Source organism: Streptomyces bambusae (assembly GCF_019400985.1).
Taxonomy (GTDB): domain Bacteria; phylum Actinomycetota; class Actinomycetes; order Streptomycetales; family Streptomycetaceae; genus Streptomyces; species Streptomyces bambusae_A.
The window spans coordinates 1-15,021 of sequence record NZ_WTFF01000069.1; the positions used below are offsets into that span (position 1 = coordinate 1).

15 protein-coding genes are annotated in these 15,021 nt (G+C 72.4%); 4 read left to right on the forward strand and 11 right to left on the reverse strand.

Annotated features, from left to right (window positions below; genetic code table 11):
* The 3 genes from GPJ59_RS12480 to GPJ59_RS12490 all read right to left on the reverse strand — a co-directional run.
* Nucleotides 1-799 (reverse strand): ATP-binding protein (locus GPJ59_RS12480; RefSeq protein ID WP_219667151.1); only part of this gene is annotated, 799 nt, incomplete at its 3' end.
* A 447-nt stretch (nt 800-1,246) separates the two neighbouring features.
* Complete coding sequence (locus tag GPJ59_RS37345) at nt 1,247-1,564, reverse strand: hypothetical protein (RefSeq protein ID WP_258024291.1); 318 nt, start codon at nt 1,562-1,564, stop codon at nt 1,247-1,249.
* Nucleotides 1,565-1,708: 144 nt separating this feature from the next.
* Nucleotides 1,709-3,130, reverse strand: a complete 1,422-nt coding sequence (locus GPJ59_RS12490) for an FAD-dependent oxidoreductase (protein WP_219667152.1) — start codon at nt 3,128-3,130, stop codon at nt 1,709-1,711.
* A gap of 208 nt (nt 3,131-3,338) precedes the next feature.
* On the opposite strand from GPJ59_RS12490, the gene GPJ59_RS12495 reads away from it, so the two are divergent.
* Together GPJ59_RS12495 and GPJ59_RS12500 are read left to right on the forward strand one after the other, a co-directional pair.
* On the forward strand, nt 3,339-3,782 hold the full coding sequence (locus GPJ59_RS12495; protein WP_219667153.1) for a nuclear transport factor 2 family protein: 444 nt from the start codon (nt 3,339-3,341) through the stop codon (nt 3,780-3,782).
* A gap of 25 nt (nt 3,783-3,807) precedes the next feature.
* Nucleotides 3,808-4,257 carry a nuclear transport factor 2 family protein gene (locus GPJ59_RS12500; protein ID WP_219667154.1) on the forward strand — a complete coding sequence of 150 codons (450 nt, stop codon included), beginning with the start codon at nt 3,808-3,810 and terminating at the stop codon, nt 4,255-4,257.
* Nucleotides 4,258-4,430: 173 nt separating this feature from the next.
* Here the strand turns inward: GPJ59_RS12500 and GPJ59_RS12505 are convergent, their stop codons facing one another.
* The gene (locus GPJ59_RS12505; RefSeq protein WP_219667155.1) at nt 4,431-6,059 is read right to left on the reverse strand and encodes an ABC transporter permease; all 1,629 of its coding nucleotides are present in this window, start codon (nt 6,057-6,059) and stop codon (nt 4,431-4,433) included.
* Entirely contained in the window at nt 6,056-7,006 is a 951-nt protein-coding gene (locus GPJ59_RS12510; protein ID WP_219667156.1) for an ABC transporter ATP-binding protein, read from the reverse strand. Before GPJ59_RS12510 ends, GPJ59_RS12505 begins: the two co-directional genes overlap by 4 nt.
* 239 nt (nt 7,007-7,245) lie before the next feature.
* Here GPJ59_RS12510 and GPJ59_RS12515 point away from each other — a divergent pair, with 239 nt between their 5' ends.
* Nucleotides 7,246-8,466: a cytochrome P450 gene (locus GPJ59_RS12515; protein ID WP_258024292.1), complete on the forward strand. Its 1,221-nt coding sequence runs from the start codon at nt 7,246-7,248 to the stop codon at nt 8,464-8,466.
* An 82-nt stretch (nt 8,467-8,548) separates the two neighbouring features.
* On the forward strand, nt 8,549-8,806 hold the full coding sequence (locus GPJ59_RS12520; protein WP_258024293.1) for a ferredoxin: 258 nt from the start codon (nt 8,549-8,551) through the stop codon (nt 8,804-8,806).
* 159 nt (nt 8,807-8,965) lie between these two features.
* On the opposite strand, the gene GPJ59_RS12525 is transcribed toward GPJ59_RS12520, so the two are convergent.
* The 6 genes from GPJ59_RS12525 to GPJ59_RS12550 form a co-directional block, all read right to left on the reverse strand.
* Nucleotides 8,966-9,787 carry a class I SAM-dependent methyltransferase gene (locus GPJ59_RS12525; RefSeq protein ID WP_219667157.1) on the reverse strand — a complete coding sequence of 274 codons (822 nt, stop codon included), beginning with the start codon at nt 9,785-9,787 and terminating at the stop codon, nt 8,966-8,968.
* Between the two features lie 66 nt (nt 9,788-9,853).
* The gene (locus GPJ59_RS12530; RefSeq protein ID WP_219667158.1) at nt 9,854-10,636 is read right to left on the reverse strand and encodes a thioesterase II family protein; all 783 of its coding nucleotides are present in this window, start codon (nt 10,634-10,636) and stop codon (nt 9,854-9,856) included.
* Between the two features lie 62 nt (nt 10,637-10,698).
* Nucleotides 10,699-11,085 (reverse strand): nuclear transport factor 2 family protein, encoded by a 387-nt coding sequence (locus GPJ59_RS12535; RefSeq protein ID WP_219667159.1) that lies wholly within the window; start codon nt 11,083-11,085, stop codon nt 10,699-10,701.
* Between the two features lie 234 nt (nt 11,086-11,319).
* A complete protein-coding gene (locus GPJ59_RS12540; protein ID WP_219667160.1) occupies nt 11,320-12,639 on the reverse strand; it encodes a UDP-glucose dehydrogenase family protein in 1,320 nt (439 codons plus the stop codon).
* 71 nt (nt 12,640-12,710) lie between these two features.
* The gene (locus GPJ59_RS12545) at nt 12,711-13,148 is read right to left on the reverse strand and encodes an NUDIX domain-containing protein (RefSeq protein WP_219667161.1); all 438 of its coding nucleotides are present in this window, start codon (nt 13,146-13,148) and stop codon (nt 12,711-12,713) included.
* A 28-nt stretch (nt 13,149-13,176) separates the two neighbouring features.
* Nucleotides 13,177-14,943: an asparagine synthetase B family protein gene (locus tag GPJ59_RS12550; RefSeq protein ID WP_219667162.1), complete on the reverse strand. Its 1,767-nt coding sequence runs from the start codon at nt 14,941-14,943 to the stop codon at nt 13,177-13,179.
* Nucleotides 14,944-15,021 lie beyond the last annotated feature (78 nt).

The following is a 15,021-nucleotide window of genomic DNA, read 5'->3' on the forward strand; positions in this document are numbered from 1 at the left end:
CGGCAGCGGTGAGCGGCGCGCCAGTGCCCGGCACGGCAGCGGTGGCCGCTGCCGCGTCGGGCGGCGGGGTTGCGGGGGTGGTCGCCGCGGCTGGGGCCGTCGTCGCCTCCCGCGCCGCCGCCGCAGGCATCTGCATGGGTGTGCGTTCGCTGAGCAGGGCGCGTAGCAGGAGTGGGTTGCCGCCCGTTGCCGCGTGGAGGGCGGCGGTCGTGGTGGGGTCCGTGGGGGCGCCGGTCAGGAGGGTGGCCAGTTCTGCCGTGCCCGCCGTGTCCAGTCGGCCCAGGGCCACCCGGGTGAAGCCGGGGTGGCGCAGGAACTCGGTGCGGGCCAGCGGGCTGCCGACGTGCTCCTGGGCCATGTCGGCGAGGACGAGCAGCACCGGTGCGGTGCGTACCGTGCGGGCCACCTCCAGCAGCCCCTCCAGCGAGGCCGCGTCGATCAGGTGCAGGTCGTCCACGCACACCACGACCGGCCCCCGCTCGGCGGCGACGCACAGGGCGCGGGTGAACTCGGCGCCGCTGAGCTCGCCCTGGCGGGCGGCCGGCACGATGTCCGCGGGCAGCCCGGCCGTCAGCTGGCGCAGCACGCCGTACGGCAGGTCGCGGTCGTGGGCGCTGCCCGCGCCGCGGAGCACGAGCGCGCCGCCGCGGGCGGCGGTCTCGGCCACGTGGGCCAGCATCTCCGTCCTGCCGCAGCCGACCGCGCCCTCGATGAGTACGACACCCGCGCTCCTGGGGGTGCCCGCCCCCAGGAGCGCGTCCAGCTGCGCGTACACCTCGTCCCGGCCAATGAGCCTCATCGTCCGCCCCCGTTCGCAGTGCAGTGCCTCACCGCTGCAAACGATGCCCTGAGCTGGGGCGGGGCAGGGCAGGGCGGAGGTGTCCACAAGTTGCCGGGCAGGAACTACCGGGGCGGGATCCGGCCGTTCAGCGGGAGAACAGCACGCGCGGGGCCGGGACCGGAATGCCGGGCCTGGACCATTCCCGCGGGTGGCCGCGGGAGACCTCCTCGAAGCGGACTCCGTCGTGCCAGGTGGTGCCGGGGATATGCAGATGCCCGTGGGCACCGGCGCTTCCCCGTCCGGGCCGGTGCGGACGGCGGCGCACCACTGGGCGGACCCGGGGTGGCGCAAACAGTCGGCCCGGGACCGCAGCAGCGGGACGTGGTCGACGGGGACCAGCGGCAGGTCCCCGTCGCAGGCGGACAGCCGCTCCTGTGCGGCATCGACCCGCGCTGCGCACCAGGCCTACGACGCCGACGCGGCGGGCCCGGTCCAGCGCCTCGCCCCGGTCGCGGGCGCCGTCGGGCCGGAAGGAGTAGTCGTGGAGGAGGAGGAGCGGGGCCACGACCAGCGGCCGGCCGGGCCGGCCCACACCGGGACGGGATCCTCGGGGGTGACGACGCCCAGCCGGCGGCAGAGGTCCACCAGGTGCCGGGAGCGGGCCTCGTCGCGCAGCCGGACCGGGGCGTCGTGCGGGGTCCACAGCTCGTGGTTGCCGGGGACCCGCACGGCCTTGGCGAACCGGTCGGCGAGCGGCCGCAGGGTGGCCTCGACGTCGGCCACCAGCTCCGCCCACGTCGCCCGCCACGATCAGCCGGTCGGCGTCGGAGCCGGGCCGCAGGGCCAGGGCGACGCGCCGGTCGGCGGGGTGGGCGACATGGGGGCCGCTGACGGCCGGCAGAGTGCCGGGCGGCGTCCGACGGGTTCCTACGCGCCGGTGAGCGCGGGGGCGGAGTCGCCCTCCAGCACGGCCCGCTCGGCCTCGGTGAACGGCGGGCCGTCCAGCTCGGTGTGCTGCCCGGCCTTGCGCAGGGCGGCGACCAGGTGCGGGGACTCCAGGCTGGACAGGGGCGCGGCGAGCGCGGTGACCTGCATGGCGGCCGCGCTGACGACCGGGTCGTACAGGGCGGCGGTGCCGAGCAGGTCGGCGAACGCCTGCGCGTCCTGTTCGCGCGGGGCGATCCGCGGGTCCTTGGCGTGGTTGCGGGTGCCCGGGTAGCAGATGTCCTGGGTGGTGGCCAGCAGCCACGGGCCGTCGATGGCCTCGGCCACCGCGCGCCGGGCGGCGTCGGCGGTGCCGTCGGCCAGGCCGTTGCGGGTGAGCTCGGTGTCCAGCGCGCGGGCGCCGAGCGCCGCGCCGCTCATGCCGTGTCCGTAGACGGGGTTGAAGCCGGCGAGGGCGTCGCCCATCACGAGCAGGCCGGCCGGCCAGGTCTCCAGCCGCTCGTAGTAGCGGCGGCGGTTGACGGTGGAGCGGGAGCCCTGGACCGGGCCGAGCGGCTCGGCGCGCTCCAGGAGGTCGGCGATGACCGGGTGGCGCAGGCCCCGGGCGAAGTCGATGAAGGAGTCGTCGTCCGTCGGCGGCTCCCCGCCGCGGGTGCCGGCCAGCGTGACGAGCCAGCGGCCGTCCTCGATCGGGACGAGCGCGCCGTTCTGGCCGGGCCGGCCGGTGGCGGGGTCCGCGGCGACGTTGACCATGGGGAAGGTGGCGGGGGTGCCGGCCGGGGCGGCGTAGATCCGGGTGGCGTACGCGATGCCCGTGTCGACGACGTCCTCCTCGACCTCCGGCAGGCCCAGCGCGGCCAGCCACTTGGGGGTCTGCGAGGGGCGGCCGCCGGTCTCGACGACGAAGTCGGCGGTCAGCTCGCTCTCCTGGCCGTCCTTGTCGCGGACGCGGACGCCGGTGACGCGCTCGGCGGAGCCGGTCAGGCCGGTGGCGTCGGTCTGCTGGAGGACCTCGACCTTCGGGTTGGCGAGGGCCTTCTCGCGTACGACCCAGTCGAGCAGGGCGCGGCTGGCGGTGATCATGAACTGGCTGCCGGGGAAGCGGGTCTGCCAGCCGTACGGCGTGTACCAGACGATGTCGCGCGGCAGGTGCAGCCGGTGCGCGCCGGCGTCGGCCAGGGCCGTGAGGGTGCCCGGGAGCAGCGACTCGATGGCGCGGGCGCCGCCGGACCACAGCAGGTGGGCGTGGCGGGCCTGGGGTACGCCCTTGCGCAGCTGGGGACCGTCGGGGTAGACGTCCCGTTCCACCACGGTGACTCGGTCCACGTGCCGTGCGAGCACCGCGGATGCCAGCATGCCGGCCAGGCCGCCGCCGATCACCACGGCGCGTGTTTCTGCGGTCATGAGTGCGTGACCCTTCCGTCCGTCAGACGTCGTGCGCACAGTCGGAATTCATATTCCGAAAATCCTGCACGAATTCGCGATCCCCGCGACGCTAGCACTCGCCGGAGAACGCCTGAACCCCTATCAACCCCTATGAAATCAGCCGCCTATGGCGGGACCGGCGAGGTCGCCGCCACCATGGTGAAGCCTGCCGAAAGGAGAAGAATTCATGCTGGACGAGGCGGCACTGAAGGACCTCATTCTGGAACACACCCGACGGGTCAACGCGGGCGACGTGGAAGGGCTGCTGCGGCTGTACTCGCCGGACGTCCGCTTCGAGGACCCGGTGGGCGCCGGTGCGCAGCGCGGCCGCGAGGCCCTGCGCGCGCACGCGCAGGGCGCCGTGACCAGCAACACGGTCGAGGTGCCCGGCACCCCGGTGGCGGCCCAGGACGGCCGGCACGCCGCGGTCCCGGTGACCGCGACGATGGACTACCTGCCGCTGGGGCCGGTGCTGACCCGCCACGGGGTGCTGCCCGCGCCGGCCGATCCGGCACGCCAGCGGATGCAGTTCCGCTTCGTGATGATCGTCCGGGCCGGCGCGGACGGGCTGCTGGAGGACATGAAGGCCTACTGGGGGGCGAGCGACGTCTCCCTCGTCGACGCGGCCTGAGCGCCGGGGGAGGACAAGGAGCACCATGCTGGACGAGGCGACGCGCAAGGAACTGGCGCTGGAACACTGCCGGCGCATGAGCAGCGGGAACGTCGACCGCATGCTGGAGCTGTACACGAAGGACGTGCGGTTCGAGGACCCGGTCGGATCGGTCCCGATGATCGGGCACGACGAATTGCGGGTGCATTTCCAGCGCGCCGCGGAGGCGAAAACGGTGGACGTGGCCGGTGTTCCGGTCGCCGCCCAGGACGGTCTGCACGTGGCAATTCCGGTGTCCGTCTACATGAATTACCTGCCGCTGGGTCCGGCACTGACGAAGCACGGATACCTGGACAAGCCCACGGACCCGTTCCGCAAGCGGATCAAGTTCTCGCTCACGAGCATCTTCCGTACCGGCTCGCACGGTCTGATCGAGGCCGTGTGGGTGTACTGGGGGAAGTCGGACCTGTCGCTGCTCGACCCCGGCCAGGAGTAGCGCGCGTACGGGAGCACACGTGCGGCAGGCGCGTACGAGGGCACGTGCTGGAGCGCGTACGGGAGCACCTACGGGAGCGAGCGCGTACGAGAGCCGTCCGCACCGGGGACTGCCGGTGCGGACGGCTCTCGTACGTGTGCCGGGATCCGTGTGCCGGGATCCGGCGGCGGCCGTCAGGAGGCCAGGTCGCGCCGTCCGAACAGGGCGGTGCCCGCCCACAGCAGCACCGCGGCCACGGCCGTCAGGGCCGCCAGCGGCAGCACCTCGGCGTCCACGGCCGGCAGCGCCGGGAGGTGGCTGAACGGCGAGATGTCGCGCACGGCCTGGGGCAGCTTCAGCAGGCCGCCGAGCTGGCCGACGACCAGGCAGAGGGCGAGCGCGCCCCAGGCGACGCCGGAGGTGGCGCCGGGCAGGATGCCGAAGACCAGCACCACGACACCGCCGATCACCAGGACCGCGGGTGCCTGCGCGAGCGCGGCCCCGACGAGGTCCGCCACACCTCCGCCGATGTCGTCCACGGCGGCGCCGTACGTCAGGCCCGCGGCGAGTCCGGCGACGAGCAGCAGGACCAGCGAGCCGGCGACCGCGACGGCCACGTGGCTCGCGACCCAGCGGCCGCGCCCGGTCGCGGTGGCGAGCAGGGACTCCAGGCGTCCGGAGGTCTCCTCGGCGCGCAGCCGCAGCAGCGCCTGCACGACGAAGCCCGCGGCGATCGCGCCGACCATGACCATCATGGACGCGAAGAAGATGCCTACGGGGTCACCGCCGCCGCCACCGATCCTGCCGAGGGTCTCGGTGAGGTCGGCGTTGTCCTTGAGGGCGTCGCCCGCGGACTTGCCCATGCCGCCGATCACGGCGCCGAGCACGGCCATGCCCAGGGCCCAGCCGACGATCGCGCCGCGGTGCAGCCGGCGGGCCAGGCCGTACGCGCCCAGCAGGCCGGGCGCGGCGGAGGCCGGGCCGGGCTTGTCCTGGAAGACGCCGGCGCCGAGGTCGCGGCCCGCCGACAGGCGCAGGGCGTACCCGGCGGCCAGGGCGAAGAAGGCGAGCGGGACCACCAGGACCCACCAGTTGTCCTCGCCGAACGGGCTGCTCTGCTGCGCCCAGCCGATCGGCGACAGCCAGGCGAGCCAGGAGCTCTCCACAACCGTGCCGTCGGAGCTGACCTCGCCCCCGGCGTCGGCGATGCCGCGGATCAGGAACGCGGCGCCGACGGCCACACCGGCCAGCGAGTTGGCGCCGCGCGCGGTGCTCGCCAGCTGGGCGGCGACGGCGGCCACACCGGCGAAGGCGAGGCCGGTCGCGGCGACGGCGGCGGCCGCCAGCAGCGAGGAGCCGACGGCCAGACCCGCCAGCGGCAGGACGATCGCCAGGAAGACGAACAGGCCGATGTTCGCCTCGACGGCGAGCACCAGCGCGGCGGCCAGGCCCGCCTGGCGGCCGACGGGGGCGGCGCCGACGAGCTCGGCGCGGCCGGACTCCTCGTTCTGCCGGGTGTGCCGTACGACGGCGAAGGTGCTCATGAGCGCGGCCAGTACGCACAGGAACGTGAAGGCCTGCACCATGGCGAGCGCGCCCTCGCCCGTGCCGACCGGCGCGCCGCGGGTGAGCAGCAGGGCCGGGTTGTCGGTGAGCAGTTTGACGGCCTCGGTGCGGGCCGCCTCGTCCTTGTACGTCTTGCCGACGCTGCTCGCCGCGCTGTAGGCCAGCGCCGCGGTGCCGTAGAGCCACACCGACAGCTGGATGCGGTCCCGGCGGACCGCCAGCTTGAGCAGGGACTGGGTGTTGGCGTACTGGCTCATCGCGCGCCCGCTCCCGCCGTGGCGCGCCCCGCCCCGGCCCGGTCCGCCGGCTCGCCCTGGTCGCCGTAGTGGCGCATGAAGAGCTCCTCCAGCGTGGGCGGGGTGCTGGTGAGCGCGCGCACGCCGAAGGGGGTGACGTGCGTGAGGACGGTGTCGAGGTGGCCGTTGTCGACGTCGAAGCTGATCCGGCCGCCCTCGGCGCGGACGTTGTGGACGCCGGCGAGGGACTCCACGCCCGTGACGGGGCGCTCGGACTCGACGGTGAACGAGGTGCGCGTCAGGTGGCGCAGCTCGGTCAGGGTGCCGGTCTCGACGGTGCGGCCCTTGCGGATGATGGAGACGCGGTCGCAGAGGGTCTCGACCTCGCTGAGGATGTGCGAGGAGAGCAGGACCGTGCGGCCCTGGCGCTTGACCTCGGCGACGCTCTCCTGGAAGACGGCCTCCATCAGCGGGTCGAGGCCGGAGGTCGGCTCGTCGAGGATGAGCAGCTCCGCGTCGGAGGCGAAGGCGGCGACGAGGGCCACCTTCTGCCGGTTGCCCTTGGAGTACGTGCGGCACTTCTTGGTCGGGTCGAGCTGGAAGCGCTCGATCAGCTCGGTGCGGCGGCCCTGGTCGAGCCCGCCGCGCAGGGCGCCGAGGGTGTCGATGGCCTCGCCGCCGGAGAGGTTGCGCCACAGGCTCACGTCGCCGGGGACGTAGGCGAGCTTGCGGTGCACCTCGACGGCGTCGGCCCAGGGGTCCTTCCCGAGCAGGGTGGCCTGTCCGCCGTCCAGCTTCAGCAGGCCCAGCAGGGCGCGGATGGTGGTGGACTTGCCGGCCCCGTTGGGGCCCAGGAAGCCGTGCACCTCACCTCTGCGGACGGTCAGGTCGAGCCCGTCGAGCGCCCGGAACCTGCCGAAGTTCTTGATGAGTCCTGCTGCGGCGATTGCGTTCTCGCTGAGCGCCACCGCACACCACCTTTCACGATGTCGTGTTCATCGGATTCGTCGTCCGTGCGACTCCGAAGACGACGGCACCGCGGCCCGGTTGCGGCCCGGATCAGGATTCCGCCTGGCCGCTCGCCGGAGCAATGTCAGGGCGTGCGGAGGGGGCGATTCAGGGGTGCGTACGGGTATCGGGTAGGGGTTGACCCTCCTTTCGCACTTTCCGACGGTTGTAGGGCACATCAAAAAGTTGAGGGAGTGTCATGTCTACCGTCACCATCGACCCCCGGATGGTTGCCGCATTACGCAATTTCCCCTTCACCCCCATTCACGGGCTCGATATCGAGCCGATTCTCGAGGACCTGCGCAGACAGGAACCGGTCAGCCGGGTGAGCCTGCCGTACGGCGGTGACGCCTGGCTCGTCACCCGCTACGAGGACGTGCGGGCCGCGCTCGCCGATCCCCGGCTCAGCCGGGCCGCGGTCGTCAATGCCGACGTGCCGCGCCGGCAGAAGATGCAGGTGGGGCCCGAGGGCATCATGTACATGGACCCGCCGGACCATGCCCGGCTCAGGCGCCTGCTCACCAAGGCCTTCACCAAGCGGCGGGTGGAGCAACTGCGCCCGCGCGTCGAGGAGATCGCGGCGGAGCTGGCCGAAAGCCTCGCCTCCCAGGGCTCCCCCGCCGACCTGGTGGCACACTATTCCTGGCCACTGCCGACGCGGGTCATCTGCGAGCTGCTGGGCGTCCCGTACAAGGACCGCGAGGTCTTCCGCCGCGGCGCGGACGCCCTGATGCAGGGCGACACCCTGCCGCACCACGAATTCACCGGGCGCGTCAACGAGCTCTGCTTCTACATCATGGAGCTCATCGCACAGCGCCGGGCCCGGCCCACGGACGACATGCTCAGCGCGCTCATCCAGGCGCGGGACGAGGGCGACCGGCTCACCGAGCAGGAACTGGTCTCGCTGACCGTCGTACTGCTGGCCGGCGGCCACGAGACGACCGCCAACCAGATCACCAACTTCGTCTACACGCTGCTGCGCCACCCGCGGCAGCTGGCCCTGCTGCGCGAGCGGCCGGAACTGCTGCCGCGGGCGGTGGACGAGCTGATGCGCTATATCCCACTGGGCACCGGCCACCACGCGGCGATGATCGCCACCGAGGACCTGGAGATCGGCGGGACGGAGATCCGCGAGGGCGAGGCCGTCTACGTCCACATCCACTCGGCCAACCGCGACGCCACCGCCTTCAAGGACCCGGACCGGCTGGACCTCACCCGCGAGGACAACCACCACATGGGATTCGGACACGGTGTCCACTTCTGCGTCGGCGCGCAGCTGGCGCGGATGGAGCTGGGCGTCGCGGTGAGCGCCCTGCTCAGCCGCTTCCCCGCACTGGAGCTGGGGATCGAGGACGACGCCATCGCCTGGCGCGCCAGCCTGCTGGTGCGCGGACCGCTGGCACTGCCGGTCCGCTGGTGACACCGCCCGGTGCGGCCGGCGGCCGGGCGACACGGACGGCACGGACGGCATGGACGACACGGACGACAGGAGAGGAACGACGATGACGATGACGATGACGACCGAGACCCTGGAGCGGACGCGCTGGCAGATCAGCGTGGACCAGGCCGCCTGCACGGGAACGGGCATGTGCGTGCACGCCGCGCCGGCCTTCTTCCAGCTGGTGGAGGGCAAGGCGCAGGCGCTGTGCGCGTCGGCCGACGCCGACGGCCGGCTGCTGGACGCGGCCCTGAACTGCCCCGTGGAGGCCATCCGCCTCACCGAGGCGGGCACCGGGAGGGTGATCGCGCCCGAGCTGTGAGCGCGGGGCGCGGGAACTCAGGTCGAGCGAACTCGGGCGCGGGGACGCGAAAGGGGCCCGGGAGCCAGATGGCTCCCGGGCCCTTCCGCGTGCGTCGGGCAACGACGTCTTTTGGTGTTCCGTGTGGTGCGTTTAGTGCGCGCGGTCCTCAGAAGGTGTTCAGAAGGTGTAGCGCATCACGCGGTTGTACTTCCGCAGGACCGGGATCGCGTTCATGATCTTGCACATGATCCGCGAGGTCCAGGGCATGTGGGAAACATAGGGGGAGTCGGTGAAGGTCCACTCCAGCTTGTGCTCGATGCGCGGGTCCCACTTCTCCAGCGTCTTGGGGTCCTCCAGACCCCACACGAAGCGGTGGCCCGTCGCCTTGACCGTCCAGTGCTTGTTCATCGCCTTCACCGAGAACGGCGTGTAGGCGTCGAAGAGCAGCTCGCCCTTCGGGAAGCGGCCGGTGATCCGGGTGACGAGGTCGCGCACCTGCTGCTCGGTGAAGTACACCAGGACGCCCTCGGCGACGACCAGGACCGGGCGGTCGGACGGGATGGCGTCCAGCCAGTCCGGGTCCAGGGCGGAGGCGCCGATGACGTGGTGGTGGTCGCGCTCGGGGAACAGGTCCCGGTACATCTGCGCGACCTCGGGCAGGTCCAGGTCGTACCACTCGACGTCGGCCGAGGGGTCGATGCGGAAGACCCGGCCGTCGAGGCCGGCGCCGAGGTGGAGGACGACGGACCGGGGGTGGCGGCGCAGGAAGTCCTGCACCCAGCGGTCCACCTCCTTGCCGCGGATGGCGAGCGAGATGGCGTCGTCGTCGCGCATCTTCAGCTGCGTCTTCAGCTCGTCGTAGTCCTCGATGGACTCGACGGCACGCACGGCGAGGCGGTCGTCCAGGATCGGACGGCCCGACTTGGCGTCGTGGGCCCGCGAGTAGAGGGCGACGAGCAGGTTCCTCGTCTCCGCGGTGAACTGGACCTTGGTCTGCATGGGGACACCCATCTCGGTTCGTTCGGTCGGTCGGGGTGGGGCGGCCGGCCCGGCGAGCGGCCGCGGTCAGCGCGCCGCCGGCACCGCGGCGAAGGCGGCGAGGTCCTCGGCGACCGCCCGGGTCACGCCGGCCGCTTGCGGGGTGAGGTAGAAGTGCCCGCCGGGGAAGCTGCGGAAGGTGAACTCGCCGCTGGTCAGCTCCTCCCAGCGGCGTGCCTCGTCCAGGCCGACGCGGGGGTCCGACTCGCCGGTGAGCACGCTGACGGGGCAGCGCAGCGCCGGTCCGGACCCGGTGGGCCGGAAGCGGTAGGTCTCGATGGCCTTGTAGTCGCTGCGGATGGCCGGCAGGACCATGCGCAGCAGCTCCTCGTCGGCCAGCAGGCCCGCGTCGGTGCCGCTGAGCGCGCGGATCTCGGCGATCAGGGCGTCGTCGCCCCGCGTGTGCACGCTCTCCTCGCGGTGGATCGCCGGCGAGCGGCGCCCGGAGGCGATCAGGCCGGTCAGCGGGGCGCCCTCGGCCTCGAAGCGCTGGGCCAGTTCGAAGGAGAGCACCGCGCCCATGCTGTGGCCGAACAGCGCGAACGGCTTGTCCGACCAGGGTTCGAGCGCCCGGTGGATGGCGTCCACCAGCTCGGGCACGTTGTCCAGCGCGGGCTCGCCTCGCCGGTCCTGACGGCCGGGGTACTGCACGGCCAGCACCTCGGCCTGACCGGCCAGGTCACGCGAGAAGGGGAAGAAGAACGACGCGCTGCCGCCGGCGTGCGGCAGCACCACCAGGCGGTACGGCTGCTCGGGCGCGGGGTGGTATCGCCGGATCCACAGGTCGCTGTGCTCGTCCGGGGTGGTCATGTCCGGTACCTCTCCTGGTTCGTGATCGCCTGGGGTGTGCGCCGGGGTGTGCGTCGCAGGGCTCAGACGCCGATGTCGCTCATGCCCCAGAAGACGCGCATGTCCTCGATCAGGCCGTCGGCGTTGATGGTGAAGACGTCGACCGCGTTGATGTTCGTACGGGTGCGGTTCGGGTCGAGGATGTTGGTCATCGTGGCGGCGACCGGCACGGCGACCTGCTTGCCGTCCTGGCCGACGGAGGCGTGGCCCGGGTTCACGGTGACCTCGGCGGCGACGTTGCTGTGGAAGTACTCGCGCTGCGCGGCGCGACCGACGCGCGGCTCACGGCCCACCGGGTCCTCGATCCGGGCGTCCTCGGTGAAGTGGGTGAGGATGGCGTCGATGTCGCCCTCGTTCACCTTGCGGAAGTACTCCGCGACGATCTCCTTGCGCTTCTGCTCGTCGAGCATGAGGGGGTCCCTCCCGGTCGTGGATGACGTACGCGCGGCGACGGTAGGGGCGCGGCTTAAAGCGGCACTTAAGAGGCCGTCCCCAAGACGAACACCGCCCCCGCCCGTCGGCCCCGGCCTGGGCGAGGCGACTGCCGCGTCCGGACTTCGACACCGTCGTCGCAGAGCCGTCGGGCGAAGAGGCCGTCGCCGGTGGGCGACGGCCTCTTCAGGGTGGTTGCCGAGGGACCTCGGTCAGGGACGGCCGAGGGTTCGGGTGATCCAGCCGGCGTCCCGCCACTGGGCGGTGTCGAGGGTGCCGCGGGCGTCGATGACCTTGCGGCTGTCGGTCCGGGCGGCGAGCCGCTCGGGGTCGATGTGCGTGAACTGCGGCCACTCGGTGAGGTGCAGCAGCAGGTCGGCGTCCTCGGCGGCGGCGATCGGGTCTTCGACGTAGTCGAGTTCGGGGTGGAGCTTGCGGGCGTTGTCGAGGGCCTTGGGGTCGGTGACGGTGACGGTGGCGCCGAGGTCGTGGAGGGCTTGGGCGACGGCGAGGGCGGGCGAGTCGCGGATGTCGTCGGTCCCGGGCTTGAAGGCGGCGCCCCAGACGGTGATCCGCTTGCCGCGCAGGTCGCCTCCGAGTTCTTCGCGGGTGAGGTCGATGACGCGCCGGCGGCGGCGGGCGTTGACGGCGGCGGCTTCGCGGAGGATGCCGACGGCCTGGCCGGCGTCGAGGTCGTCGGCGCGGTTGATGAAGCCCGCGAGGTCCTTGGGCAGGCAGCCGCCGCCGAAGCCGAGGCCGGGCCGCATGCCGTGGCGGCCGATGCGGTGGTCGTGGCCGAGGATGTCGGCGAGCTGGGCAACGTCGGCTCCGGAGGCTTCGCAGACCTCGGCCATCGCGTTGATGAAGGAGATCTTGGTGCCGAGGAAGGAGTTCGCGGCGCCCTTGGCGAGCTCGGCGGTGGCCCAGTCCGTGACGATCGTGGGCGTCCCCGACTCGATGATCTTGGCGAACGCCTGCCGCAGCAGGGCCTCGGCCCAGGAGTGGGAGGTGGTGAAGCCCAGGACGAGCCGGTCGGGGCGGAGGGTGTCGTCGACCGCGAAGGACTCGCGGAGGAACTCGGGGTTCCAGGCGACCTCGACGAGGTCCCCGGCAGGGGCGTACTCACGCAGGATCTCGGCGACGCGGGGTGCGGTGCCGACCGGGACGGTGGACTTCACCGCGACGACGGCCGGGCTCGTCAGGCCGGGAGCCAGGTGGCGGACGGCGTCGAAGAGGTGGGTGAGGTCGTAGGCGTCGGTGTCGGGCTGCGGCGGGGTGCCGACGCCGATGAAGTGCAGGTCGGCGAAGTCGGCGGCCTCGCCGTAGGAGGCGGTGAACTTCAGCCGGCCCGAGGCGGTGTGCTTGGCGAGGAGGCCGTCGAGGTCGCGTTCGAAGAACGGGGCCTTGCCGGAGTTGAGGGTGTGGACCTTGTCGATGTCGGAGTCCATGCCCAGGACCTCGTGGCCGAGCTCGGCCATGCAGGCGGCGTGGGTGGCTCCGAGGTAGCCGCATCCGATGACGGTCATCTTCATGTGCGGGGTGTCCCTTCGGGTGGGGCCGCCGGCGGCCCCACCCTTGCCCCGACCGGAAGCGCGCGGGGTGATCAGGCGGGCCTGGCGGCCGGACAGCGGTTGATCCCGTCCCGGATGAACGGCGGGATCGTGAGGATGTCGAGGTGCTCGGGGGCGAAGAACTGGAGCTTGACGCCCTCGCTGAGCGGGAGGCCGGTCTCGTCGCCGTCCCAGGTGGCGGAGAAGAAGGTGATGATCTGCCCGGAGCCGCGGTGGTCGGTGATCTCGAACAGCTCGGTCAGGGAGTCGGCGGCCAGGCCGGCTTCTTCGTCGAGTTCACGGACGATCGCGTCGGCCGGGGGCTCGCCGGGGTCGCAGCCGCCGCCCAGGAGGCTCCAGTGCGTCGGCCAGGCGATGTTCGGCAGGTCGTCGCGAAGGTGGAGGAGGAGTTCGCCGCGGCGGTTGGTGATGATCGCGACGGCTCCGCGGGCGGGGCCCGGCTCCGGGCTTGCGGTGGTGTCGGAGTGCATTCCGACACGCTAGTGGGGCGGTTGAGGATCACGCGGCAGCCCGGACGGTCTGGTCAGAAAACCAGGCGGCTGCCATCAGGGCCTGCATGCGGGTGCGGTCGAACCGGCCCCCGCGGGCCAAACCCCCCTCGAGGAGGGGACGGAACCCCGGCGGCGCGTCGGTCAGGGCGGTCTTGATCTGGGCGTCGGCCCACTCGGCGAGATCGCCGTTGAGCCAGGACGGGACCGGGGAGGCGAAGCCGAGCTTGTCCCGGCTGGCCCAGACCTCGCTGGGCAGGCCGAGGGCCTTGGCCGCGTCTCGCAGGATCCGCTTGCCCTGGGCCGGGTCGGTGATCTTGTGCTCGACCGGCAGCCGGTAGGAGAACTCGACCAGATCGCGGGCCAGGTAGGGGGACCGGCGTTCGAGCGCGTAGGCGGAGGCGAGCTTGTCGCTGGTCATCACCAGCGGCCTCCAGGCTGTGGCCAGGTCGGCCAGCGTCAGGCTGCGGGCCAGGTCCCCGCCGGCCCGGGCCATCGCGTCGGCGACCAGGTCCTTCACCCGTCCGTCCGGGTCCGGTCCGCGCAGGATCAGCCGGGTGACCGCCTCCGCCGGGTCCAGGGGTTCACCGGCGGTGTGCAGGAGCTTGGCGGCCAGCGGCCGGTATGCCTCCAGCCCGGCGTTCAGGACGGCGTCGGGACCGAAGAGGACCAGGGCCTGGCGGACGTAGCCCATGAGGAACTCGTCCGGCCCCAGCCCGCCGATCACGACCCTCAGCCCGAGATCGGAGATCTTCCGGTAGGCCATGTGCTCGGAGAACGTGGACGCGTTGCCCATCGGGTAGTCCAGGGCCCGCGTCATGTGCGGCAGGGCATGGGCGAAGTCGACGTGGTCCGGCTCGACGACCACCAGCTCGGCCTTGATGTCCCGGGTGATCACGGCGGCCGTGGAGGACTCGTCCAGGCGGTCCTGGCCCGGGTAGCGGACCGTGACGCAGACCGGGGGCCGCATCAGGTAGGCCAGCACCGCCGAGTCCAGCCCGCCCGAGAGGAGGAGAGCGAAGTCGCAGGCTGACGACCTGAGCGGGATCTGCTCGGCCAGGATCGTCGAGAACTTCGCCAGGGCCTCGTCGTAGGTGCCGGTGAACGGGGCCCGGTCCTCCAGGTGCCACCAGGTCATCTGGTCGATGGAGCCGGTGGTGACGTCGAACGTCAGCAACGTGGCCGGGGCCAGCATCTGGATGCCCTGGAAGGGGGTGTCCACCCCGACGGGGGTCTCGATCGCGGTGACCTCGGGCCGTAAGACCAGCGGGACCGGTCCGTAGCCGGTCAGCGTGGTCACCTCGGAGGCGAAGGCGAGCCGGCCGCCGTCCAGCCGCCAGTAGAGCGGCTTCTCGCCCAGTCGGTCGCGGGCCAGGAACAGCTTCGCGGTGCGGGGGTCGTAGACGGAGATGGCAAACATGCCGTCCAGGCCGTCGAGGCAGGACGGGCCGATCTTGGCCCAGGCCCGCAGCAGGAAGTGGGCGTCCGACTCCCGCTCGCTGACCCTGATGCCCCAGGCAGCGGCCTGCTGGCGCCAGTTGTAGATCTCCCCGTTGAAGGCCAGCAGGATGCCGGTGTCCCGGTCGAGGTAGGGGCCGGGCATGGCCTGCGGGTCGACGATCAGGAGGGTGTTCATGGCCAGCACCGCCCGTCCGTCCCTGGCGGCGGCGTGCATGGTGCCGTCCGGGCCGCGGTAGTGCTGCAAGCCGCCCATCACGGCGACGGTCTTCTCGTGCCGGACGGCGTCGCCTCCGGCCAGTCCTGCGATTCCGCACATCTGGTTCACCCCCGAGCGTGAAGTCGTGGCGCCTTGGCGGCGGTCGCCGCCGGGAGCCCCTTCCTGGCGTCCCGGCGG